At 73.7% G+C, this 22,517-nt stretch carries 25 protein-coding genes and 1 pseudogene; 17 read left to right on the top strand and 9 right to left on the bottom strand.

Annotated elements, in window-relative coordinates; all coding sequences use genetic code 11:
- Window positions 1–38: 38 nt before the first annotated feature.
- Both DY240_RS07765 and DY240_RS07760 read left to right on the top strand, forming a co-directional pair.
- The gene (locus tag DY240_RS07765) at window positions 39–857 is read left to right on the top strand and encodes a phytanoyl-CoA dioxygenase family protein (RefSeq protein ID WP_119659373.1); all 819 of its coding nucleotides are present in this window, start codon (window positions 39–41) and stop codon (window positions 855–857) included.
- Window positions 858–1,224: 367 nt separating this feature from the next.
- Window positions 1,225–1,917 (top strand): GAF and ANTAR domain-containing protein, encoded by a 693-nt coding sequence (locus tag DY240_RS07760; RefSeq protein ID WP_199701033.1) that lies wholly within the window; start codon window positions 1,225–1,227, stop codon window positions 1,915–1,917.
- 41 nt (window positions 1,918–1,958) lie between these two features.
- Here DY240_RS07760 and DY240_RS07755 read toward each other — a convergent pair whose 3' ends face one another.
- Window positions 1,959–2,786, bottom strand: a complete 828-nt coding sequence (locus DY240_RS07755) for an isocitrate lyase/PEP mutase family protein (protein ID WP_119659371.1) — start codon at window positions 2,784–2,786, stop codon at window positions 1,959–1,961.
- Window positions 2,787–2,874: 88 nt separating this feature from the next.
- On the opposite strand from DY240_RS07755, the gene DY240_RS07750 reads away from it, so the two are divergent.
- The 3 genes from DY240_RS07750 to DY240_RS07740 are packed head-to-tail and all read left to right on the top strand — an operon-like array spanning window position 2,875 to window position 5,361.
- Window positions 2,875–4,107: an NAD(P)/FAD-dependent oxidoreductase gene (locus tag DY240_RS07750; RefSeq protein ID WP_119659370.1), complete on the top strand. Its 1,233-nt coding sequence runs from the start codon at window positions 2,875–2,877 to the stop codon at window positions 4,105–4,107.
- A 16-nt stretch (window positions 4,108–4,123) separates the two neighbouring features.
- Window positions 4,124–4,555: a nitroreductase family deazaflavin-dependent oxidoreductase gene (locus DY240_RS07745; RefSeq protein ID WP_119659369.1), complete on the top strand. Its 432-nt coding sequence runs from the start codon at window positions 4,124–4,126 to the stop codon at window positions 4,553–4,555.
- A gap of 29 nt (window positions 4,556–4,584) precedes the next feature.
- Window positions 4,585–5,361, top strand: coding sequence for an SDR family NAD(P)-dependent oxidoreductase (locus DY240_RS07740; protein ID WP_119659368.1), 777 nt, complete (start codon window positions 4,585–4,587; stop codon window positions 5,359–5,361).
- A gap of 128 nt (window positions 5,362–5,489) precedes the next feature.
- Here the strand turns inward: DY240_RS07740 and DY240_RS07735 are convergent, their stop codons facing one another.
- A complete protein-coding gene (locus tag DY240_RS07735; RefSeq protein WP_233552647.1) occupies window positions 5,490–5,840 on the bottom strand; it encodes a YciI family protein in 351 nt (116 codons plus the stop codon).
- A gap of 121 nt (window positions 5,841–5,961) precedes the next feature.
- Between DY240_RS07735 and DY240_RS07730 the strand changes: the two genes are divergently transcribed.
- The 4 genes from DY240_RS07730 to DY240_RS07715 all read left to right on the top strand — a co-directional run bounded on the left by DY240_RS07730 (window position 5,962) and on the right by DY240_RS07715 (window position 8,622).
- Window positions 5,962–6,507 carry a hypothetical protein gene (locus tag DY240_RS07730; RefSeq protein WP_119659367.1) on the top strand — a complete coding sequence of 182 codons (546 nt, stop codon included), beginning with the start codon at window positions 5,962–5,964 and terminating at the stop codon, window positions 6,505–6,507.
- Between the two features lie 191 nt (window positions 6,508–6,698).
- Entirely contained in the window at window positions 6,699–7,289 is a 591-nt protein-coding gene (locus DY240_RS07725; RefSeq protein WP_119659366.1) for a winged helix-turn-helix domain-containing protein, read from the top strand.
- The gene (locus DY240_RS07720; RefSeq protein ID WP_119659365.1) at window positions 7,286–8,023 is read left to right on the top strand and encodes an SRPBCC family protein; all 738 of its coding nucleotides are present in this window, start codon (window positions 7,286–7,288) and stop codon (window positions 8,021–8,023) included. The genes DY240_RS07725 and DY240_RS07720 overlap by 4 nt, the downstream gene beginning before the upstream one ends.
- A gap of 44 nt (window positions 8,024–8,067) precedes the next feature.
- The gene (locus DY240_RS07715) at window positions 8,068–8,622 is read left to right on the top strand and encodes a putative glycolipid-binding domain-containing protein (protein ID WP_119659364.1); all 555 of its coding nucleotides are present in this window, start codon (window positions 8,068–8,070) and stop codon (window positions 8,620–8,622) included.
- On the opposite strand, the gene DY240_RS07710 is transcribed toward DY240_RS07715, so the two are convergent.
- Window positions 8,585–8,854 (bottom strand): hypothetical protein, encoded by a 270-nt coding sequence (locus DY240_RS07710; protein ID WP_119659363.1) that lies wholly within the window; start codon window positions 8,852–8,854, stop codon window positions 8,585–8,587. The two genes, DY240_RS07715 and DY240_RS07710, sit on opposite strands and share 38 nt — an antisense overlap.
- Before the next feature lie 221 nt (window positions 8,855–9,075).
- Here DY240_RS07710 and DY240_RS07705 point away from each other — a divergent pair, with 221 nt between their 5' ends.
- A complete protein-coding gene (locus DY240_RS07705) occupies window positions 9,076–9,552 on the top strand; it encodes a group II truncated hemoglobin (protein WP_119659362.1) in 477 nt (158 codons plus the stop codon).
- 46 nt (window positions 9,553–9,598) lie between these two features.
- A complete protein-coding gene (locus DY240_RS07700) occupies window positions 9,599–9,991 on the top strand; it encodes an MmcQ/YjbR family DNA-binding protein (protein ID WP_119659361.1) in 393 nt (130 codons plus the stop codon).
- A gap of 411 nt (window positions 9,992–10,402) precedes the next feature.
- On the opposite strand, the gene DY240_RS07695 is transcribed toward DY240_RS07700, so the two are convergent.
- Window positions 10,403–11,008 (bottom strand): TetR/AcrR family transcriptional regulator, encoded by a 606-nt coding sequence (locus tag DY240_RS07695; protein ID WP_119659360.1) that lies wholly within the window; start codon window positions 11,006–11,008, stop codon window positions 10,403–10,405.
- 140 nt (window positions 11,009–11,148) lie between these two features.
- Between DY240_RS07695 and DY240_RS07690 the strand changes: the two genes are divergently transcribed.
- Window positions 11,149–12,021 carry an LLM class F420-dependent oxidoreductase gene (locus DY240_RS07690; protein WP_119659359.1) on the top strand — a complete coding sequence of 291 codons (873 nt, stop codon included), beginning with the start codon at window positions 11,149–11,151 and terminating at the stop codon, window positions 12,019–12,021.
- A 514-nt stretch (window positions 12,022–12,535) separates the two neighbouring features.
- On the opposite strand, the gene DY240_RS07680 is transcribed toward DY240_RS07690, so the two are convergent.
- Entirely contained in the window at window positions 12,536–13,117 is a 582-nt protein-coding gene (locus tag DY240_RS07680; protein WP_119659358.1) for a TetR/AcrR family transcriptional regulator, read from the bottom strand.
- Between the two features lie 72 nt (window positions 13,118–13,189).
- On the opposite strand from DY240_RS07680, the gene DY240_RS07675 reads away from it, so the two are divergent.
- Complete coding sequence (locus DY240_RS07675; protein WP_119659357.1) at window positions 13,190–14,623, top strand: DHA2 family efflux MFS transporter permease subunit; 1,434 nt, start codon at window positions 13,190–13,192, stop codon at window positions 14,621–14,623.
- Here DY240_RS07675 and DY240_RS07670 read toward each other — a convergent pair.
- From DY240_RS07670 to DY240_RS07660, 3 genes are read right to left on the bottom strand one after another with little or no spacing between them, the layout of a single operon-like run.
- Complete coding sequence (locus DY240_RS07670) at window positions 14,607–14,867, bottom strand: DUF6518 family protein (protein ID WP_119659356.1); 261 nt, start codon at window positions 14,865–14,867, stop codon at window positions 14,607–14,609. The two genes, DY240_RS07675 and DY240_RS07670, sit on opposite strands and share 17 nt — an antisense overlap.
- Before the next feature lie 39 nt (window positions 14,868–14,906).
- Window positions 14,907–15,413: a metallophosphoesterase family protein gene (locus tag DY240_RS07665; RefSeq protein WP_119659355.1), complete on the bottom strand. Its 507-nt coding sequence runs from the start codon at window positions 15,411–15,413 to the stop codon at window positions 14,907–14,909.
- Window positions 15,406–16,131 (bottom strand): class I SAM-dependent methyltransferase, encoded by a 726-nt coding sequence (locus DY240_RS07660; RefSeq protein ID WP_119659354.1) that lies wholly within the window; start codon window positions 16,129–16,131, stop codon window positions 15,406–15,408. The genes DY240_RS07665 and DY240_RS07660 overlap by 8 nt, the downstream gene beginning before the upstream one ends.
- Window positions 16,132–16,257: 126 nt before the next feature.
- Here DY240_RS07660 and DY240_RS07655 point away from each other — a divergent pair, with 126 nt between their 5' ends.
- The 4 genes from DY240_RS07655 to DY240_RS07640 all read left to right on the top strand — a co-directional run bounded on the left by DY240_RS07655 (window position 16,258) and on the right by DY240_RS07640 (window position 21,379).
- Window positions 16,258–17,205 carry an NmrA/HSCARG family protein gene (locus DY240_RS07655; RefSeq protein ID WP_119659353.1) on the top strand — a complete coding sequence of 316 codons (948 nt, stop codon included), beginning with the start codon at window positions 16,258–16,260 and terminating at the stop codon, window positions 17,203–17,205.
- 66 nt (window positions 17,206–17,271) lie between these two features.
- Complete coding sequence (locus tag DY240_RS07650; protein WP_158602774.1) at window positions 17,272–19,065, top strand: AfsR/SARP family transcriptional regulator; 1,794 nt, start codon at window positions 17,272–17,274, stop codon at window positions 19,063–19,065.
- A 71-nt stretch (window positions 19,066–19,136) separates the two neighbouring features.
- A complete protein-coding gene (locus DY240_RS07645) occupies window positions 19,137–20,336 on the top strand; it encodes a M14 family zinc carboxypeptidase (protein ID WP_158602773.1) in 1,200 nt (399 codons plus the stop codon).
- Window positions 20,337–20,347: 11 nt separating this feature from the next.
- Window positions 20,348–21,379: a M14 family zinc carboxypeptidase gene (locus DY240_RS07640; protein ID WP_119659350.1), complete on the top strand. Its 1,032-nt coding sequence runs from the start codon at window positions 20,348–20,350 to the stop codon at window positions 21,377–21,379.
- 98 nt (window positions 21,380–21,477) lie between these two features.
- Here the strand turns inward: DY240_RS07640 and DY240_RS31740 are convergent.
- Window positions 21,478–22,517 (bottom strand): annotated as a pseudogene (locus tag DY240_RS31740) (hypothetical protein); the annotation flags it as partial.

Here is a 22,517-nt window from a genome sequence, read left to right as displayed (position 1 = left end):
GGCGCCCAGCCGAGACCGCACCGCTTCCTGGAGGACCGATGACCACCACGTCGCCGACCGCCCTGGACACCCCTTACGACCTCGCGCCGGACCGGATCGCCGCGTTCGAGCGCGACGGCTTCGTCCACCTGCCCGGCGTGCTCGACCCCGACGTTGTCCGCCACTACGAGCCGGAGATCACCGCGAAGGTGATCGAGCTGAACACCATGCACCTGCCGATGGAGGAGCGCTCGACGTACAACAAGGCGTTCCTGCAGGTCGGCAACCTGTGGCGGCACAGCGATCTCGTGCGCGAGCTGGTGTTCTCGCGCCGGTTGGCCAGGATCGCCGCGGACCTCCTGGGCGTCGCGGGCGTGCGGCTCTACCACGACCAGGCGCTGTACAAGGAGCCCGGCGGCGGCATCACGCCCTGGCACGCCGACCAGTACTACTGGCCGCTGTCGACCGACCGGTGCGGCACGATCTGGCTGCCGCTGCAGGACACCCCGCTGGAGATGGGGCCGCTGGAGTTCGCCGCGGGCAGCCACCGGTTCGAGTTCGGCCGCGACCTGCCGATCAGCGACGAGTCCGAGGCGGCCCTGCAGGTGGCGCTGGCCGAGCAGCAGCTGCCAGTGGTCAACGAGCCGTTCGCCCTGGGCGACGCCAGCTTCCATCTGGGCTGGACGTTCCACCACGCCGGTCCCAACGTCGCCGCCGAGCCGCGCCGGGTGATGACCATCATCTACATCGACGCCGACATGGTCGCCGCCGAGCCGGTCAACCATCACCAGGTGGGCAACCTCGCCGCCACCCTGCCCGGGATCGAGCCGGGCCAGCTGGCGGCCAGCCCGCTCAACCCGGAGCTGTACCGGCGCTGATCGCGGCGTCATCGGCCCGGCCGGAGGGGCGGCGGCGGCCGCCCCTCCGGCCGGCCGGCGCCGAACACGGCGGTGCGGGCGGTCTCAGCCGCTGGTGGCTCAACGGCCGAGACCTGGGGTGCCTGACATCCCAGGCTGTCAGGCGCTCCTGCTCTGGTCCGATGCCCTCTCGGCGCGTTTCCACGCCTGCCGAATCCGATCCGGCTCGTATCCGGCGCCGCCCGCGCCTGCCCACCCGTCCGTTTGCGGTGGCGCGGTTCGGGGAAGTGCCTGAGGTCGGAAGCGTTCAGCGAGGGCGGTGACGATGGACAGGCGAGAGCTCGGGGGGCACCAGCGCCGCAGCGCGGTGGCTCCCGCCGAATCCCGGGTGATCGACACTCTTGCGCAGCGGATGGGCGAGCTGGCGCGGCAGCTGCAGGAGCAGCACGGCGTGGACGACACGCTGCGCAGCATCGTGCACGCGGCCGTGGACACCATCCCCGGCGCACAGTACGCCGGCATCTCCGTCATCGAACGCCGCGCCACCGTGCGCACACCGGTCTTCTCAGACGACATCGTCGCGAAGGTCGACCAGGCGCAGATCGAGCTCGCCGAAGGGCCGTGCGTCGACGTGCTCTACCAGCGGCAGACGGTGCGCTCGTCGAATCTGGCCACCGAACCGCGCTGGCCGCGGTTCGCCGCCCGCGCCGTGGAGCTCGGCGTGCACAGCATGTTGTCGTTCCAGCTCTTCGTCACCGGCGACGACCTGGGTGCACTCAACCTCTACTCCGAACGGTCCGGCGCGTTCTCCGATGATGACGCCGAGGAGATCGGGCTGCTCTTCGCCGCGCACGCGGCCGTCGCCATGGCCGACGCCCAGAACATCGCCAACCTCACCATCGCCGTCGCCAGCCGCGACCTCATCGGCCAGGCCAAGGGCATCTTGATGGAGCGCTACCAGCTCACCAGCGACCAGGCCTTCGATCTGCTGGTGCGCACGAGCCAGACCACCAACACCAAACTCCACCAGATCGCCGACTACCTCGTCCGCAGCAGGCAGCTGCCGGGCGGCACCGTATGAACCGGCCGCACGTGCGACGTGCCGGCGCCAGGCAGGGTTGCTCACGACATGAGCGCGTTGAGGTCGCCATAGGCGAGCCCGCCCTCCAGCTCGGCGTAGGTGCCGTCGTCGAACAGCTCGCGCGCCGCACGCCGGGCGACCGCGTACGCCGCCGCGGCGACGGACGAGCCGAGGCTGACCCGGGCCACCCCGGCGGCCGCGAACTCCGCGACCGGCGGGGCGCCGGGGCCGGCCAGGACGTTGAGCGGGCCGTCGATCTCCGCGGCCAGCCGGGTGACCGTCGGCACGTCGACGACGCCGGGGACGAAGATGCCCGACGCGCCCGCCGCGAGGTAGGCGCGCGCCCGCGCGACGGTGTCGGCGAACCGGCCGTCAGGGGCGCCGACGGAGCGCAGGTAGGTGTCGACCCGGGCGTTGACGTACAACGGCACGCCAGCGGCGTCGGCGGCCGCGCGGGCGGCGGCCAGCCGCTCGGACTGCTCGGCCGGGTCGCGCAGCGCGCTCGGGTCGTCGGGGTGCACGTCCTCGATGTTGACGCCGACGGCGCCGGCGGCCAGCACGCCGTCGACGGTGACGCCGACCTCGTCGGGCGTGGCGCCGAACCCGCTCTCGACGTCGGCGGTGACGGGCACGCTCACGGCCGCCACCACGCGGCGGGTCAGCGCCAGCACGCTGTCGCGGTCGATGTGGTCGCCGTCGGCCGTGCCGAGCGCCCACGCCACCCCGGCGCTGGTGGTGGCCACCGCGGGCCCGCCGGCGGCCTCGACCAGCCGGGCGCTGAGCGGATCCCACGCGTTCGGCAGCAGCAGCGGGGACCCGGGCCGGTGCAGCGACCCGAACAGCTCGGCGGTGTCACGAAGAGTCGTCATGGCCGCAGTGAACCAGCCGGGTCCGACAAGGTCCGGCGAGTTTCCGCCGCGGACGCGGAAGCCGGCGATCGACCGGTAGCGTGGCGGGGTGACCGAGCAGCCATTCGTCATCGTCGGCGGCGGACTCGCCGGGGCCAAGGGCGCCGAGGCACTGCGCGAGCAGGGCTACGACGGCCCGCTGGTGCTCATCGGCGACGAGCCCGACCGCCCCTATGAGCGCCCGCCGCTGTCCAAGGACTACCTCCTCGGCAACGCCGAACGCGACAGCGCGTTCGTCCACGACGAGGCCTGGTACACCGAGCACGACGTCGACCTGCGGCTCGGCACCACGGTGGTCGAGATCGACACCCGCACGCACACCGTCGTCCAGGACGACGGCGGCACCGTGGGCTACGCGAAGCTGCTGCTGGCCACCGGCTCCAGCCCGCGCCGTCTGAACATCCCCGGCGCCGACGCCGCGCGCGTGCACTACCTGCGGCGGCTGCCCGACTCCGACGCCCTCAAGGCGACCATCGGGTCGGTGCGGCGGCTGCTCGTGGTGGGCGGCGGCTGGATCGGCCTCGAGGTCGCGGCGGCCGCCCGCACGGCCGGCGTCGAGGTCACCGTCCTCGAGGCGCAGGAGCTGCCGCTGCTCGGCCCGCTGGGTCCGGAGCTGGCCCGCGTCTTCGCCGGCCTGCACACCGATCACGGCGTCATCCTGCGCACCGGCGTGGGCGTCGAGCGGTTCACCGCCGGCGCCGACGGCGTCAGCGGCGCGGTCCTCGCCGACGGCAGCCGCATCGAGGCCGACGCCGTCGTCGTCGGGGTCGGTGCCGCCCCGAACCTGCAACTGGCCGCCGGGGCAGGGCTGCGCGTGCACTCCGGCGTGGTCGTCGACGCCCGGCTGCAGAGCAGCGACCCCGACATCGTCGCCGCCGGCGACATCGCCGAGGCCGACCACCCGCTGCTCGGGCCGGGCATCCGGGTCGAGCACTGGGCCAACGCGCTCAACCAGCCGGCGGTCGCGGCGTCGACGATGCTCGGCGGCGACGCCGTCTACGACGAGCTGCCGTACTTCTACACCGACCAGTACGACCTCGGCATGGAGTTCCACGGCCTGGTGACGCCGGGCGGCTACGACGACGTCGTCTACCGCGGCGACGTCGCGGCGCGCGAGTTCATCTCGTTCTGGCTGCGTGAGGGACGGGTCGTCGCGGGTATGAACGTCAACGTGTGGGACGTCGGCGATCCGATCAAGGCCCTGATCCGCTCCGGGAACCCGGTCGACGAGGTCAAGCTCGCCAATCCCGCCGTGCCGCTCGACGAGGTCTACGACACCTGACCCCAGGGAGCGGCCCATGCGCGACGCGACCGCCCGGCGGCTGTCCCGGCTGCACATCTGGCTGTACCGGGCGACCCGCGGCGTCCTCGGCCGGCGGCTGGTGCGCAACGACATGCTGCTGCTCACCACGACCGGCTCGCGGACCGGGCGGCCGCACACCGTCCCGCTGCTCTACCTCCACGACGACGAGCATCTGGTGGTCATCGCGTCGTGGGGCGGCCGGCCGCGGCATCCGCAGTGGTACACCAACCTCGTGGCGCACCCCGAGGTCACGGTGCAGGTGCGCGGCCGGCGCTGGCCGGCCCGGGCACGGACGGCCGGCCCGGACGAGCGCGCGGTCTGGTGGCCGCGGGTGCTCGCCGCGTACAAGGGCTACCGGCTCTACGAGTCCAACACCGACCGCGTCATCCCCGTCGTCTTCCTGGAGCCGCCGTCGCCGCCGTCCTGACCGTCGGACCCCCGTGGCAGGGTGGAGGCATGGACCGCTCGTATGTGGTGACCGGCGGCGGCCGCGGCGTGGGCCGGGCCGTCGTGGAACGGCTGCTCGAGACCGGCGGCGCCGTCGTGGCGCTCGACCTCGACCCGACGGCGCTCGGCTGGCTGCGCGAGCACCCGGCCGGCCCGCGGGCGCTGGCGGTCGCCGGCAGCGCGTCCGACGAGGGCGTCGCCTGGCACGCCGCCGACCTCGCCGAGTCGGCCGCGCCACTGGCCGGCTGGGTGAACAACGCCGCGGTGTTCCGCGACGCATCGGTGCACTCCACGGGCGCGGCTGAGACGTCGCGGCTCATCGCGCTCAACCTCGATCCCGTCGTGGTCGGCTGCACGACTGCGGTGCGCCGCTTCCTCGCCCACGGGCAGGGCGGCGCCATCGTCAACGTGTCGTCGCACCAGGCGCAGCGGGCGGTTCCGGGTTCGCTGCCGTACGCCACGGCCAAGGCGGCGATCGAGGGTCTCACCCGGGCGCTGGCGGTGGAGTACGGCGGGCGCGGCATCCGCACCAACGCCGTCGCGCTGGGATCCATCGCCACCGAGCGCTACGACGCCTACCTCGCCGGGCTGTCGCCGTCCGCGGCCGCAGAGGTCGAGGCGCAGCTCCGGCAGCTGCACCCCGTGGGGCGGGTGGGGCGCGTGGACGAGGTCGCGGCCGTCGTCGCGCACCTGCTCTCCGACGACGCCTCGTTCGTCAACGGAGCGACGGTGCCGGTCGACGGCGGGCGCGCGGCGCTCGGCCTCGACCCCGAGGCGCCCGCCTGAGCCCAGGAGGGCTGGGCACGACCGGCGACGAGTGCGGGCCGGAGGCTCCCCGAGTCGTCGGTGCGGGACGCAGGACCGGGTGACCGTTGCCGGGGCTTGCCCGGCCCGACGACCTCGTGTTCCGCCGGCTACATGTCGGCGGGGTCGAGCACCCGGCGCACCTCGACGAGGTCCAGCGCCGCCTCGGGGACCTGCGCCGCGATCTCCGTCGCCCGCTCCACGCCGGCGCAGTCGATCAGGTAGAAGCCGGCCAGCACCTCCTTGGCCTCCGTGAACGGGCCGTCGGTGACCGCCGGCACGCCGTCGCGCACCCGCACCGTCCGGGCCGACTCGACCGTGAGCCCCTGCGACGCCACGTACTCGCCCGACGCGACCAGCCGCTCGGTCAGCTCGCGGTGCGCGCGCATGTGGTCGTCGCCGGCCCTGTCGCCGTCGTAGATGCGCTGCCAGGTCTCGTCGTTGCCGTAGATGAGCAGCATGTACTTCACGAGCGGCAGCATAGGCCCGCGGCGGCGTTCCTAGACTGGATCTCGTCGAGGGCTGGTCGGGAGCAGGAGTGGGCCGGAGCGCGTGCGCGGCCCGATGCGTGGGGAGTGGTGGGTGGTGCGGCCGAACAGCACGGTGGTGGTGATCGTCGGCGACGACGCCGCGCGTGTGGTGGCCGGGCTCGACGGCCTGGCGAACGTCCGGGCCGTTCCGCGGGCGCCCGGCGACGACGACCCCGGTCGCCGGGTCCGAGCGGCCGTCGCGCAGTCGCATGCCGCCTACGTCGTGCACGACGTCGACCCGCTCGCCGACGTCGGCGCCGCCTGGGCGGGGTTCTTCGACGGCACGGCGCCGGCCGGGACGCTGGAGGTCGCGGTCGAGGCGGCGCTGCGCTCGCTGCGCACGGAGGCTACCGCGCTGCCCGACTACTACGTCGTCCTCGACCCCGACGCGCTGGCGGAGACCCGGCGGCACTGGTGGTTCGGGGTGCTCGCGGGCGCCTCGCCGAACCGCGTCGTGCCGGCAGCAGCCGACGTCGCGACCGTCCGCGACACCATCGCCGCGCTGCGCTCGGGCCGCTGGTGGCCGGACCCGCCGGACGCATGGTTGCGCGGCCTCGGCCGGGTGGTGCCCGACCGCGCCGTCCTCTCCACCGGCTGACCCACCGCCCCGGCCCACCCAGCGCCGCGCCGCATCCTGTTTCGACCCTCCCACCAAGTTGATCTTGGAGTAGTCCGGTCATCTATCGGACATTTCGCCCGGCGATTGCCGAACAACTCCAAGATCAACTCGGGCGAGGGTGCGTTGGCGCGCATATTGACAAATTGAACTGTCAATTCGACGATGGGGGCATGGCGGCGATCACGTATCTCGAGGAGCCGGCCGACGTACGGGTCGCGCTCGCCCCGCCGCGGCGCGAGCTGCTGACCCACCTGCGCGAGCCGGCGTCGGCCACGCAGCTGGCGGCGGCGCTCGGGCTGCCGCGGCAGCGGGTCAACTACCACCTGCGGGTGCTCGAGGCGGCCGGTCTGGTCGAGCTGGTCGAGGAGCGGAAGCGGCGCGGCTGCGTCGAGCGGATCCTGCGGGCCAAGCCGGGAGCCGTCGTCGTCGATCCCGCCGTCATGTCCGCCGGCGACGAGCAGGCGCGGTTCGCCCGGCTGCAGGACCAGTACGCCGCCGAGCACCTGGTGAGCGTCGCGGCCGACACCGTCCGCGACGTCGCCCGCATGCAGGCCAAGGCCGACGACGCCGGCAAACGGCTGCTCACGTTCACCATCGAGGCCGAGGTCCGGTTCGCCGGCCCCGGCGACGTGCACACCTTCACCGACGACCTGACCGAGGCGGTGCGGCAGGTCGTCGCGCGCTTCGACACCGAGGGCGGCCGTCCCTACCGGATGGTCGCCGGCGGCTACCCGGCCCCACGCGGAGGAGACCGATCATGACCGAGCGACCGCGCATCGAGGTGACCATCGCCGCACCGATCGACGAGGTGTGGCGGGCGCTGCGCGAGAAGGACCGCATCAGGCACTGGCACGGCTGGGACGCCCCCGGCCTCGACGACGAGATCGACCTCATCTACTTCCAGGGCTTCGCCGAGGACGCGCAGGCCCGCACGCTCGGCGTCCAGGAGGGCGACCACATCGTCCTCGAGCCGGCGGGCGAGGGCACCAAGGTCACGCTGACCCGGGCGCCGCGCGGCGTCAGCCCCGAGTGGGACGCCTACTACGACGACATCACCGAGGGCTGGGCGACGTTCCTGCAGCAGTTGCGCTTCCACGTGGAGCGCCAGCCCGACGCGCCACGCCGCACGGCGTTCTTCGCCGGGACGACGGCCGGCGCGCCGCCGCTGGTCACCGAGCTCGGCCTCGACGAGGTCGCGACGCGGCCGGCGGGGTCGGCGTACCGGGCGACCTTGGCGGGGCAGCACGTCGGCGGCGAGGTCTGGTTCCGGTCGTCGCACCAGCTCGGGCTCACCGTCGACGCGTGGGGCGAAGGGCTGCTCGTGGTCGCCTTCATGCCGCCGGGCGAACAGAAGCCGGACGGCGCGGCCATGGCCGTGCTCAGCACGTTCGGGCTCGACGAGGCGGCCTACGCCGAGCTGAACGAGCGGTGGGCGGCATGGTGGGGTCCGCGCTACCCGGCACCGGCCGAGCCGATTCCGGGCACCGAGGCCTGACGCGCCCGGTGCGCGCGCACGGACGGCGGTGTTGACTGGCGTTCATGATGACCGGTCACGCGGAGCGAGAGGTGATGTGGTCGGCGCTGGCGTGGCCCGCGACCGAGCACCTGGTGCTGCACGCCGACGGCGACGGTATGCGGGCCGACGGGATGATCGTCGCGCTGGACGGCCGGCCGACCCGGCTGGCGTACACGATCGACGCCGGCCCGGACTGGACGGTGCGCCGGCTGACGCTGGCGCCGTACGGAGAGCCCGGGCTGGTGCTGGACCGACGCGACGACGACCGCTGGTTCGGCGGCGACGGCGCGGAGCGTCCCGACCTGGCCGGCTGTGTCGATGTCGACATCGCGCTGACGCCGTTCACCAACACGCTGCCGATCCGCCGCCTCGGCCTGGCCGTCGGCGAGTCGGCCGAGCCGCGGATCGTCTACGTGCAGGTGGACGACGGCCTGACCACGCAGGCGGTGGACCAGCGGTACGAGCGGCTGGACACGGCGACCTACCGGTACTCCTCGGGCGACTTCACCGCCGACCTCACGGTGGACGGCGACGGGCTGGTCACCGACTACCCGGAACTCTGGCGGCGGCTGGTCTGAGCAGCGCGTCCACCGCATCCGGGCGCAGCAGGCGGCCGGCGGCGAACTCGGCCTCGAACCCGGCGCGGCCGAGGACGGCGGCAGCCGCGGCGGTGATGCGGTCGACGTCACCTCTCTCGGCCGGCGGCAGCGGCGCACCGGACCGGTCGCGGGCGGCCGCCGCCGCGCCGAGCAGCCGGGCCCGTTCGTGCAGGTCGTCGGCGGTCGCGAGGTCACCGCGCAGCAACGCCACGCGGCCCAGCCCGGCCAGCCGCGCCGACAGCTCCGTCGCCAGGCGTTCGACCGGATCATCGAGAGCATCCGGACCCGGCCGGCCTGAACCGGGACGACGGTCACTCGACCGGCGTGATCGCGATCCCGTGCCGCGCCGCGTGCTCCTCGCCCCAGGCGTAGAGGGCCTCGAGCACAAGATACGTTCTTGTCCCCGGCGGCCGCCGATGGTGGACTCGTGGCGTGACCGTTCCGACGCTGTACGAGTGGGCGGGTGGCGCCGCCGCGCTCGAGCGGCTGTTCACCGCGTTCTACGCGAGGGTGCGCGACGATCCCGAGCTGCGCGAGCTGTTCCGCGACATGGATCCGGACCATCCGCGGCACGTCGCGGCCTGGCTCGGCGGGGTGTTCGGCGGGCCGCCGGTGTACTCGCGGCAGCGAGGCGGGCACGCGCACATGGTCGGCATGCACCTCGGCAAGGCGATCACCGAGCGGCAGCGCCGGCGCTGGGTCGAGCTGCTGCAGGACGCGGCCGACGAGACCGGCCTGCCCGCCGATCCGGAGTTCCGGACCGCGTTCACCGGCTACGTCGAGTGGGGCAGCCGGATGGCCGTCCTGCTGTCCCAGCCGGGCGTCCGGCCCGGTCCGCCCGAGCCCATGCCGACCTGGACGTGGGCGCTGCCGCCGTGGCAGCCGCCCGGCGAGACCGCGGCCGAGTGACCGCGGGCTCTGTCCAACGCGGGCCCGGCGGGTCTACCGTGATCACATGTGCAGCTGGGACGACGTCAGCCGCATTGCCACGGCGTTGCCGGAGGCGAGCGAGCAGACCGGCCGCGACGGCCTGCGCAGCTGGCGGGTGCGCGACAAGTCGTTCGTCTGGGAGCGGCCGCTGCGCAAGGCCGACCTCGCGGCCCTCGGCGACGCCGCGCCGGACGGGCCCATCCTCGGCGCATGGGTGGCCGACCTCGGCGCCAAGGAGGCGATCCTCGCCGACGACCCGGAGGTCTTCTTCACCACGCCGCACTTCGACGGGTACCCGGCGGTGCTGGTGCGGCTGGACCGCATCGACGAGCCCGAGTTGACCGAGCTGGTGGTCGAGGCCTGGCTGGACCGCGCGCCCAAGAAGGTCGCTCAGGCCTACCTCGACGACGCGCGCTGATCGCGCGGGCGTGTCCCCAGGCCGGGGTCGGCTCGACCTGGGTGTCCGCGGCCAGGACCGGGCAGCGATCAGGCGACGGGCAAGTCTGGGCACGCCTCGGGCGTCGACGGCCGACTCTCGGGCCTTCACGGCGTTCGCCTGTTGAGAACCGTGTTCATGGGCGGTTTGGTGGCGCCAGGGCACCACCAAACCGCCCATGAACACGGTTCTCACAGGCATGCAGGCCTGGTCAAGCGAAAGAACGCCTGGTGAGCTACGCGATCCTGGCCCCGTCGACGTGTCGCCAACGCGACGAGTCCCGGCCACGGCCCAGGTCGCGCGGCGGGTGTCGGTGCCCGCCCTTAGAGTGGGAGCCCACCCGGCCGGGCGGGGACTACCCAGCGGGCAGGCGTCCATCCATCGACTCGGTGATCAGCCCGCGGCCGGCCGGACCCTGATGCCGTCGAGCGCCATCGTCAGCACGCGCTCCAGCTGGACGGGGTCGGCGAACGGGTACATCGTGACGCCGCCGACGAGACGCAGGACGTCGTCGAAGGACGCCTCGGGGCGGGCGGCGCCGGAGTCCTGGGCGCGGCGCAGCAGCGGCTCGCCGGCCGTGTTGATCGCCTTCCTGCAGGTCGCGAAGACCGAGGAGTCGTGGTTGAGCGCCTCGGCGATGGCCCGCTTCGTGGCGGTGTACGTGACGAACCGGCGCAGCCAGCCGGCCAGCGCGTCCCACGGCGGCAGGCCGGCGAGCTCGTCGGCGGCGCGGCACAGCGCCTCGACCTCGTCGACGTAGACGCTCTCGAACAGGTCCTGCCGGGTGGGGAAGTGACGGTAGAGCGTGCCGATGCCGACGCCGGCCCGGCGGGCGATGTCCTCCAGCGACGCGGAGACGCCGGCCTCGGCGAACGCCTCACGCGCGGCGGCGAGCAGCTTCTCGTAGTTGCGGCGCGCGTCGGCGCGCTTCGGCCGGCGCGCGAAGACGTCGAGCGTCCCACCGCCGCCGCTGCCCGCCGTGCCGTCCGCGGTCGTCATGCCGTCACCTCGCTCCAGCGCCCTTGCAAACGGAGGCGACCCTCCGTATGGTGATACGGAGGGATCCCTCCACCTTAGTCGACCGCTTCCCTTGCGAAGCATCTCACCTCTGGCTCCCCGAGCGAAGGAACCATCACGTCATGAAGGTCGGTCTGCAGATTCCCAACTTCACCTGGCCGAACGGCCCCGCCGCGCTGGGCGGCGAGCTGGCCGCCGTCGCCCGAACCGCCGATCAGGCCGGGTTCGAGTACGTCGCGGTCATGGACCACTTCTTCCAGATCCGCGGCGTCGGCCCGTCCGAGAACGACATGCTCGAGGCGTACACGACGCTGGGCTTCCTGGCCGCGCACACCGAGCGGGCCAAACTCCTCACCGTCATCACCGGCATCCACTACCGCGAGCCGGGCCTGCTGGCGAAGGCCGTCACCACGCTCGACGTGCTGTCCGGCGGCCGGGCCATGATGGGCATCGGCGCGGGCTGGAACGAGGAGGAGTCCCGCGGCCTGGGCTTCCCGTTCCCGTCCACCGCCGAGCGGTTCGAGCGTCTCGAGGAGGCGCTGCGCTACCTGCTGCAGATGTGGTCCGACGACGAGGCCCCGTTCGACGGCAGGTTCACGAAGGCCGAGCGGCTGCTGAACTCGCCGCAGCCGCTGAGCCGGCCGCACCCGCCGATCATGATCGGCGGCGGTGGCGAGAAGAAGACGCTGCGGCTGGTCGCGCAGTACGGCGACGCCTGCAACCTGTTCAACACGCCGGAGCTGCCGCGCAAGCTCGACGTGCTGCGCCAGCACTGCGCCGATGTCGGCCGCGACTACGACGAGATCACCAAGACCGTCTACCACCCGCTCGACGTGGGTGAGAACGGCGAGCGCACCCAGGAGCTCATCGACGAGCTCGCCCGGCTCGCCGACCTGGGCGTGGACGCCGCGCTGGGCTACGTCCCGACGGTGCCCCGGCTGGACGGCCTCGAGCGGATCGGCGCCGACGTCATCCCGGTGGCCGAGAAGCTCTGACGGCGCCGGAGGGCCCGCTCACGGCCAGCGCGCGGTGCCGGCCGAGGGCGAGCTCGGCCTCGGCGAGGTCCTCCTCGGCCGCGAGCCGCCGTTCCTCCAGGCCGGCAGCGGTCTCGGCGACAACGGCGCCGCACCCAGATCGGCGAGGGCCGGACCGCGCCAGAGGTCCAGCGCCTCCCGCAGCGCCTCGGCCGTCGCGTCAGTGCCGTCACCGCCCCGTACTCCCCGTTGATCATGGAGAAATCGGGCTTCCCGCCCAGCCGGAAGCCCGATTTCTCCATGATCAACGGGCCGGCGGTGGGACGACGGCGGAGCTGCGAGACGAGTGAAGCGGTGCACGTCGACAGCGTCGGGATCGAGCGCCAGCCGGTACCCCGCCCCCTGCTCGACGGAATGCCGCGCGCTCGCAGCGGGGACACCTGCGCCTCGACGGCGTGCCGCGGCGAGCCGGCCAGCCGGGCGCCGTCGTCCCCGGTGACCTCGAGCGGGCCGAGCAGCCGGACGAACACGCCCGTCAGCCGGCGGCGAGGGCGCGGAAGCGGACGAGATCGCCGCCGCAGGCCTGGGTGACCAGCTCCAGTGCGTCGGGATCGTCGCAGTCGTGCAGCTGCAGCGCCAGGACCGTGTTGATCAGCATGCCCTCGGCGAGGAAGTGGCTGGCGTCCTCGGGCGCGAGCCCGGCCTCGTCGCGGACCAGCCGGTAGATGGTCAGGAACCCCTCGCGGCCGACCGGCCCGATGGCGGGGTCGTTTCCGAGGCTGAAGATGTGCAGCAGCGCCAGCAGGATGCCGCGGTCGGCGATGAGCTCGAGGTAGGCCTGCCCGAGCCGCTGGTCGACCGGCCGGCCGTCGTCGGCCTCGATGGCGGACCGGAACGCGGCCTCGATGCGGCCGACGGCGCGCCGGGCGACCTCGACGAACAGTGTCTCCTTGCTGCCGAACGTGCGCACCACGTAGGCCTGGCTGATGCCGGCCGCCGTGGCGATCTGGTCGGTGGTGGCACCCGCGTAGCCGCGTTCGCCGAACACGACGGTCGCCGCCGCCAGGATCGACTCGCGCCGCTCGGCCGCCGGGAGCCGCTGTCTCGTCGTCTCCATGGTTGACATGTTATCAGCCGATTACTACTGTTTAAGTAATCAACCAATAACAACCTTCGGAAGGAGTGGCGGATGAACGGCGTGCGACCCCGGCCGACGTGGCTGCTGATCCTGGCGGCGTCGCTGCCGATGTTCATGGCGGCGCTGGACAACCTGGTGGTGACCAGCGCGCTGCCGGTGCTCCAACGCGAGTTCGAGGCGTCCATCGAGGAGCTGCAGTGGTTCGTCAACGCCTACACGCTGGCCTTCGCCGGACTCATCCTCGTCGCCGTCGCGCTCGGTGATCGGTTCGGGCGGCGTCGGGTGTTCGCGCTCGGGCTCGGGCTGTTCACGGTGGCGTCGGTGCTGTGCGCGGTCAGCGTGGAGTCGTGGCAGCTGATCGCCGCCCGCGCGGTCCAGGGCGCGGCGGCCGCGGCGCTGATGCCGCTGTCGCTGACGCTGCTGTCCACGTCGGTGGCGCCGCGGCTGCGGCCCATGGCCATCGGCGTGTGGGGCGGCGTCACGGGGCTCGGCGTCGCGCTCGGGCCGCTCGTCGGCGGCGCCGTCGTCGAGGGACTGAGCTGGAACGCGATCTTCTGGCTGAACGTGCCGGTCGGCGTGCTGTCGTTGCCGCTGGTGTTGGCGGTGCTGCCGGAGTCGTTCGGCCGGCGCGTCCGCATCGACCTCGTCGGCGTCGGGCTGGCCAGCACCGGCCTGCTCGCGCTGGTCTACGGCATCGTCCGTGCGGAAGCCGTGGGCTGGGGGAGCGCGCAGATCGTGTCGACGCTGACCGCCGGCATCGTGCTGCTCGGGCTGTTCGTCGCCTGGGAGCGCCGGACGGCCGACCCGCTGCTGTCCCTCGGGTTGTTCCGCGACCGCGGCTTCTCGGCGGCGAACGTGGTGGGCGTGCTGTTCAGCTTCGGGGTGTTCGGGGCGATCTTCATCCTCATCCAGTTCCTGCAGGTCGTGCAGGGATACAGCCCGCTGGAGGCCGGCGTGCTGACGATGCCGTGGACGATGGCACCGATGGTCGTCGCGCCGCTGGCCGGGCTCGCGGTGCCGCGCCTGGGCACCCGCCTGCCGATCGTCACCGGCCTGGTGTTCGTGGCCGCCGCGCTCGCGTGGATCGCGCTGGTCATGACCGAGGACGTCGGCTACGGGCGACTGGCCGGGGCGTTCGTCCTGGCCGGCGTCGGCATGGGCCTGGTCATCGCGCCGAGCGCCACCGCCGTCCTGGCCACCATCCGCGACGAGGACAACGCCAAGGCGTCCGGCACGAACTCCGCGCTCCGGGAGGTCGGGGTCGCGCTGGGGATCGCGGTGCTGACGGCGGTCTTCACCGGCGCGGGCGGCGAGCTGACGCCGACCGGCTACGTCGACGCGGCGACGATCGCCGTCCTGGTGGGCGCGGGCGTCGTCGGGCTGGGCGCGGTGGCGGCCCTGGCGCTGCCGCACGGCCGGACCGCCCGGACCGACGGCCACGGCGCGGCCGTACCGGTGCCCGACGCGCTCAGTGCAGCACGGTGACGAGGTCGGCGCTGTAGACCAGCACGAACGCGGCGCCGGCCAGCGCGGTGACGGCGACGGCGACGGCGGCGGCCCGCGCGGAGAGCCGGCGGGCGAGGACCACCGCGGCAACCAGCAGCAGCCCGGCGACGATCGAGCCCCACCAGTACGGCGGGTAGGTCGTGCCGGCGATCTCACGCAGGCCGTACACGCCTTCTCCGACCAGCACGCCGGCGACCGCGCCCGCACCCAGCGCCGCCTGCATGGGCGGGCCGGAGCGAGCACGCCAGCTGGGTAGTGACACTCAGGGCGTGACGGGGACGATCTCGGCCGACTCGACCCGCCCGGCGGCCAGTTCCACCAGGCCCATGGTGCCCTGCGGCTGACGGCGCTTGTCGGTCGGCGAGCCGGGGTTGAAGACGCGGAAGCCGCCGGACTCCTCGTTCCACGGGATGTGCGAGTGCCCGAACACCACCAGGCCGGCGTCGGGGAAGCGGGCCCGCAGCCGCGGCAGCCGCCCGGACGCCGGCCCGCTGTCGTGCAGCATGGCGATGCGCACGCCGGCGACGGTGAGGTGCAGCTCCTCCGGCGCGCCCCACGCCGCGACGTCGGCACCGTCGTTGTTGCCGAGCACGACGTGGACCGGCGCGAACGCGGCCAGCTCGTCCAGCACCGACGGGACGCACACGTCGCCCGCGTGCAGGATGAGGTCGACGCCGTCCAGCCGCTGCGCGACCGCGGGCGGGCAGGCCTTCCAGAACCGCGGCGCGTGCGTGTCGGAGAGCACGGCCACCCGCGTCACGTCAGCCATCGACGGCCCGCGCGATTGTGACGATCAGGCGGCTGTCGGGGGCGAACGGCCGGCGGTCCCACCAGCCGTAGCGTTCCTCGACGGCGAAGCCGGCCGCGCCGAGGAGTTGGTCCAGCCGTTCGGCGTCGGTGAACCGCAGCGTGGCGCGGTCGACGCGCAGCGGCGTGCCGTCGCGTGTCCCCGTGGTCTCGGTGAGGGTCACCCGGCCGTCCGCGACCGCCTCGACCTCGTGCCAGACGCGCAGCTCGCGCCCGGCGTCGTCGACCACCTCGATGCCGTTCTCGGGCCGCCACGACTCCCACTCGCGCGCGCCGGGGTTCCGCGTCTCGAACGCGAACCGGCCGCCGCCGGCCAGCGCCCGGCGGATCGTCGCGAGCGACGCCGTCAGGTCGTCGTCGCCGACCAGCTCCTGGAACGCGTTACCGGTCATGACCGCCAGCTCGAACTCGCCCGCCGCGGTGAGGTCGGCGGCGCGGCCCTCGATCCACTCGACGTCGGGACGGCGGCGGGCGCGGCTCAGCGCGGCATGGTCGGGGTCGAGGCCGCACAACCGGCCGGTGTGCCCCTCGTCGCGGGCGCGGCGCAGCAGCGTGCCCGGTCCGCAGCCGACGTCCAGGACGGAGCCGGCCGCCATGACCCGCTCGAGGTAGAAGTCGTCGCCGGGACCCCAGGGGTTGAGCACCTCGTAGAGCGCCGCCACGTCGTCATCGGTGTACACCCGGCCAGCCTAGGGCCGCTGACCTGCGCGTCAATCGAATATGCACGAGACGTCAACGCCACCGCGATTGCCTCGGGACGTGGCCGGCACCCCCGGCCCCGACGACCCGAACCGAGGAGATCCGACATGACCGAGCAGAAGATCATCGCCGTGGTGGGCGCCACCGGGCAGCAGGGCGGCGGGGTCGCGCGGGCGATCCTCGACGACCCCGAGCGGCGGTTCGCCGTCCGGGCGCTCACCCGGCGGCCCGACTCCGACGCGGCGAAGGCGCTGGCTGCCCGCGGGGCGGAGATCGTCCAGACCGACCTCGACGACGAGGCGAGCGTGCGGGCCGCGCTCGACGGCGCCTACGGCGGCTACTTCGTCACCGCGTTCTGGGAGTACAACTCCGTCGAGCGCGAGCAGCGGCAGGCCCGGACCCTGGCCGACGCGGCAGCGGCCGCCGGCCTGCGCCACGTGATCTGGTCGACCCTGCCCGACACCCGCGCGCACATCGACCCCGACGACCACCGCGCGCCGACGCTGCCCGGCGGCTACAAGGTGCCGCACTTCGACGGCAAGGGCGAGGCGGACGCGTACTTCGCCGAGGCCGGCGTGCCCACGACGTACCTGTCGACGACGTTCTACTTCGACTCGTTCATCGACTTCTTCCCGCCGTCGCGCGGGGAGGACGGCGTGCTGGCGGTGCGGGTGCCGATGGGCGACAGCAAGCTGCCCGGCATCGCCGTGGAGGACATCGGCCGGACGGCGTTCGGGATCTTCGCGCGCGGCCCCGAGCTGGCCGGTCGGACGATCAACGTCTCCGGCGAGAACCTGACCGGCGAGCAGTACGCGGCGGCGTTCAGCAAGGAGCTGGGCGAGCCCGTCGAGTACCGGCCGATGACCCTCGACGAGGTGCGCGCGCTGCCGGTGCCGGGTGCCGACGACATCGCCAACATGTTCTTCTTCTACGCCGAGCACGAGGACGCCTTCGCCGGCGTCCGCGTGCCGGATCGGGTCCGCGAGCTCAACCCGCGCCTGCAGGACTTCGCGACCTGGCTGGCCGAGCACCGCGAGGCGTTCGAGGACGCCTGATCGGAATAGCCCCTCCGGACCGGTCGTTGCGCCCGATGGGTGCCGATCGGATCCGGAGGAGGCGTCGTGGCGGACCAGCCGCGGTTCCAGCTGCTGGGGCCGGTGCATGCGTGGCGCGGCGACCGCGAGATCGCGCTCGGCTCGCCGCAGCAGCGGGCGCTGCTGGCGTTCCTGCTCCTGCAGGACGGCACCCCGGTGCCGGTGAGCCGGCTGACCAGCGCGCTCTGGGGCGACGAGCCGCCGCCGGCCGCCGTCGGCATCGTCCGGTCGTACGTGTCGCGGCTGCGCCGTGCGCTGGGCGCCGCCGCCGTCGAGTCGGTCGCCGGTGGCTACGCCGTCCACCCGGGCGCGACGGACGTGCGCGAGTTCGAGCGGCTGCTCGGCGCCGGACGGTCGGCGCAGCGCTCCGGCGACGCCGAGGGGACGGCGACGGCGGTGCGCGCCGCGCTGGCGCTCTGGCGCGGCACCCCGCTGGCGGGGATCGCCGCGGACTTCGCCGAGTTCGAGCGCGTCCGCCTGGCCGAGCTGCGGCTGGCGGCGCGTGAGGACCTCGCCGCGGCGGACATCGCCGCCGGCCGGCCCGCCCTGGCCGTCGCGGACCTCACCGAGCTGATCGCCGAGCAACCGCTGCGGGAACGGCCGCACGAGCTGCTCATGCTGGCGCTCTACCGGTCCGGGCGCCAGGCCGACGCGCTCGCCGTCTTCGCCGACATCCAGCGGCGGCTCGCCGACGAGCTCGGTCTCTACCCGGGGGCGGACCTGCGCGCCATGCAGCGGCGGATCCTGGCGGCCGACCCCACGCTCGACGCCGTGCCCGGCGCCGGCCGCCCGGGCGACGCGCGCCCCGGCAAGGCCGCCGCGTTCGCCGTCCGGCCCTGCCAGCTCCCGCCCGACCTGCCGCTGTTCGCCGGCCGGCGCGACGAGATCGACCGGGTGGCCGCCGCACTGACGCCGTCCGGCGCGAGCGTGCCGGTCGTGGGCATCGAAGGGCTGGCGGGCATCGGCAAGACCGCGTTCGCCGTGCATCTCGGGCGGACCCGCGGCGACTTCCGCGACGGTCATCTCTTCGTCGACCTCGGCACTTCCGCCGACCCGCTCGCCGAGCTGCTGCACGGCATCGGTGTGCCGGCCGCGGAGCTGCCCGGCTCGCAGGGGGAGCGCGCCACCCTGTGGCGGACGCTCACCAGCGGCCGCCGCCTGCTGGTGGTGCTCGACGACGCCACCGACGGCGGGCAGCTGCGGCCGCTCATGCCCGGTTCCGGCGGTGCGGCGGTCGTGGTCACGGCGCGGCAGCGGGTCTACGGCGTGCCGGCCGCCCAGTGGTTCACGCTCGGCCCGCTGGCGGAGGCGGACGCCCACGCGCTGCTCGAGTCGCTGGTCGGTGTCGATCGGTTGCGGCGGGAGCCGGACGCCGTCGGGGCGCTGCTGCGCGGCACCGCCGGCCTGCCGCAGGTCGTGCGGGCGATCGGCGAGCGGATCGCCTCGCGGCCGGAGTGGAGCATGGCCGACGCGTTGCGCCGGCTGGGCCCGCCGAGCCGCGGCGCGCCGGTGTCGCCACCGGAATGCACCCTGATCGAGGCGCCCTACGCGTCGATGCTGGCGCGGCTCACGCCGGAGCAGGCGCGGGCCTTCCTGGTGCTCGCGGCGGCCGACGTCGCCGAGTTCTCGGCAGTGACGGCGGCCGGCCTGCTCGACGTGCCGCCCGGCGCCGCGGCCGCGTTGATCGAGTCGCTGGCCGACCAGCACGTCCTGACGCCGACCGGGCCGCTGACGTACGCGTTTCCGGCCCCGCTGCGCGTCTTCGCCCGGGGTCGTCTGCCGGCCGGGCGCGGCCACGAATTGATTGGGGCGATCGCCTAATTCGGGCCCGTGCCCTTTCGGGGCGTGACGGCGATCACGAAGGTGCTATGTCACCGACCACAGGAGCCGACATGCGCCGACGCACGTTCCTCGCTGGAGTCGCCGGTCTGGGAGTGGGGGCGGCCCTGGCCCCCAGCGCCCACGCGGAACCACAGTCCCGCCCGAACGGGCCGTGGCTGCAGCCCGACCAGACCGTTCAGAAGGTCGCCCTCACCGCCAACACCGAGCTCGGGCCGAAACTGGCCACCATCGCCGCCCGGTCGAAGGGCCGCATGGCCGTCGAGGTGGCCGGGCAGTCCGCCACCGGCTGGCCGATCCACCTCGCGCGGTTCGGCGAGCCGGAGGCCGGCAAGCTCCCGGTCCTCATCCAGACCCAGATCCACGGCGGCGAGCCGCTGGGCACCGAGGTGGTGCTCCGGCTCATGCAGACGCTCGCGACCAGTTCGCACCCCACCGTCCGCGACATCCTCGACCGGCTCACCATCTGGTTCATCCCGCGCCTCAACATGGACGGCGCCGACTTCCGCGACGAGACCGGCTTCCTCGTCCAGCGGCGGCAGAACACGCAGCTCTGGACACCGCAGGAGTGGGGCCTCGACCCCGCGACGCCGGCGCCGTGGTACCTGCCGCGGTCGCTGCTCCAGCCGGGCCGCGTCTCCGGCTACGACATCAACCGCGACTTCCACCCGGACCTGACGTTCCGCCTGAAGCCGGGCGACGAGGCGCTGCTGCCGGGCCGGTCGGAACTGCCCGGCTTCTTCGTCACGCCCGAGGCGCGCACGTCGGCCGCGATCTTCCAACGGCTGCAGCCCGAGGTGTTCGTCGACCACCACCACCGCGGCAGCAACGTCGAGTCCGATACCGACAACCAGCTCACCACGCTGCAGGTGATCGGGCTGGTCACCGAGGGCACGCCGGAGTTCCCGCTGGACCCGGCCGTGCGTGACCTGAGCTTCCGGATCAACGTGCTGGTCTGGGACATGCTGCGGTCGCTCGGCGAGTCGCCGTTCGGCGGCATCACGCGGTACCCCGACGTCGAGCTGCCGGGCACCGCGCTCGGCTCGTACGCCCTCAACGGCGCCGGGATCATGCTGTACGAGACCCGCTCGGTCGCCCAGAAGTCGATGGGCATGCTCATCCAGCAGTCGCTCGTCGGCATGGGCGTGACGCTCGAGGCGCTGGCCTCCGGCGCGATCGACGCCGTCGACGGCGACCGCTACTGGGACATCCCGCCGGCCGGCCCGTCCATCGGCAACCCCCGAGACCTGTGAGGGAGACGACCATGCGCAGAATCGTCACCGGCCTGGCCGGCATCGGCATGCTGGCCACCGTCCTGACCGGCGCCGCGACGGCGGCGTCGGAGCCGGCGCACCTGCCCGGCGGCCCCTGCCTGCAGCCCGACCAGAACGTCAGCCTCTCCAGCGTCGCGGGGTACGCCGATGTCATCCGGGAACTGGACCGGATCGAGCGGACCAGCAACGGCCTGGTCAGCGTGGCGTCGGCCGGCACCTCCGGCGAGGGGCGCGAGCTGTACTACGCCACCGTCGGCACTGGCCCGACGACGTTCTGGCTGCAGGCCCGCATCCACGGTAACGAGCTGCACAGCACCGAGGCCGTCCTGCAGATCCTGGACTACCTCGCCAGCGGCGCCCCCGACGCGCGGCAGATCCGCGAGCAGCTCACCGTCGTCGTCATCCCGATGTACAACCCCGACGGCGCCGAGGCGAACATCCGGCAGAGCACCACGCCGACCCGGATCGACCTCAACCGCGACTGGGAGAACTTCGCCCAGCCCGAGACCGTCGCCTTCTGGAAGCTGTGGCGCGACGTCGCGCCGGAGCTGGCCCTGGACCTGCACCACATGGGCCAGTCGCCGATCGTCGAAGGCACGAACGACCTCAACCAGTTCCAGATCGGCGCCCGCTCCATCGACCCGAGCCGCATGACGGCCGAGCAGTGGCTGACCAACCGGCAGATGGCGATGGCCAGCGTCGACGCGCTCGAACGGTACGGGCTGGCGAACGTCGCGCACTACCCGCTGATCGACATCACCAACGCCGGGCTCAGCCGGATGCTCATGGGCGGCACCGCGCCGGCCGGCGAGCAGCCGGTCCTGCAGAGCCCGACGAAGGGCGCGATCTTCTACGAGGTCCGCTCCGTGGGGCAGAAGAGCAACGGGCAGCTGGAGAACCTCTTCCGCATCCCCACGATGGCGGTGCTGCGGGCCGCGGCCGACGGGTCGCTGGCCACGCAGGACGTGTCCGGGTACGAGGACCTGCCGTTCGCGAGCCAGGAGCAGTGCGGCCGCTTCTGACCCACTGATCCGACCCACCGACCCCGGGGCCGGTCCGTACGTGCGCGGGCCGGCCCCGGCCCCCAGCGCGCTCCTCACCGTCGGCTATCCGTCGCGAGTCATCTGGTGGGCGACGGTGCGCGGCTGCGGGTGGCGGCCAGCGCGCCCAGAGCAAGCAGGACGGCGAACACGCCGTAGGCGAGCGGCGCGCCGCCGTCGAGGCTGGCCAGCGCCCCGCCGCCGGCCCGGCCGAGCAGCCCGCCGACCGCCTCGGCCGTGATGACCGCCGTGGCCGCCTCGGCGGCTTGCGCCTCCCGGCGAGCCCGCTCGGCCGGGCCGGTGGTGCCTGCCGGGCCGGTGCTACTGCCTGTTCGCTCGAGGTCTGCAGTCCGATCGGACCGCAGTCCTCCAGCGGTCTGCTGGGTCCGTCCGGCGGGGCCGGGGCGCTTCTCTGCGTGCTGGGGGTCTGCTGTCGGATTGGGCCGCAGTCCTCCAGCGGTCTGGTGGGGCCGTCCGGCGGGGCCGGGGCGCCTGCCTGTGTGCTCGAGGTCTGCAGTCCGAGCGGACCGCAGTCCTCCAGCGGTCTGCTGGGTCCGTCCGGCGGGGCCGGGGCGCTTCTCTGCGTGCTGGGGGTCTGCTCTCGGATCGGACCGCAGACCTCCAGCGGCCGAGTCGGTCCCACCATCCGCCTCGCGCCGCTGCGCGGCGGCCGGCGCGGGCAGCGCGGGCGGCTGCGTCGTCGCGCGCAGGTACAGGCCGGGATACGCCAGCCCGACCCCGGCCCCGCCGACGGTCCAGACGACCAGTGCGACCACGAACTCCCGGGGCCCGGCGGCGAGGACGGCCGCCGCTGCCGCCGTCAGCGCCAGCCCGGCCGCCGGGACCTGCCGCTCGGGAGCGGTCCGGGTGACGGCCAGGCTGGTCAGCGCCCACGCGATCGGGGCGGCGCTCAGCACCGTCGCCGCGCGGGCGAGGCCGACGCCGTACTCGTGGGTCAGCAGGATGGTGATGAGGCTGTCGGCGCCGCCGTACCCGGCGCCGAACAACGTCATCGCGGCCAGCGCCGCCGGGGCGCCGCGCCGCAGCCGCGCCGTCCCCGCGGGCAGCACCACCGTCCCGGCCACGGCGGCCAGCGCACCCACCACGGCGGCGGGCCAGA

It is taken from the genome of Jiangella rhizosphaerae, from assembly GCF_003579925.1.
GTDB classification, from domain to species: Bacteria; Actinomycetota; Actinomycetes; order Jiangellales; family Jiangellaceae; genus Jiangella; species Jiangella rhizosphaerae.
This window is presented reverse-complemented; position numbering and strand designations above follow the sequence as displayed.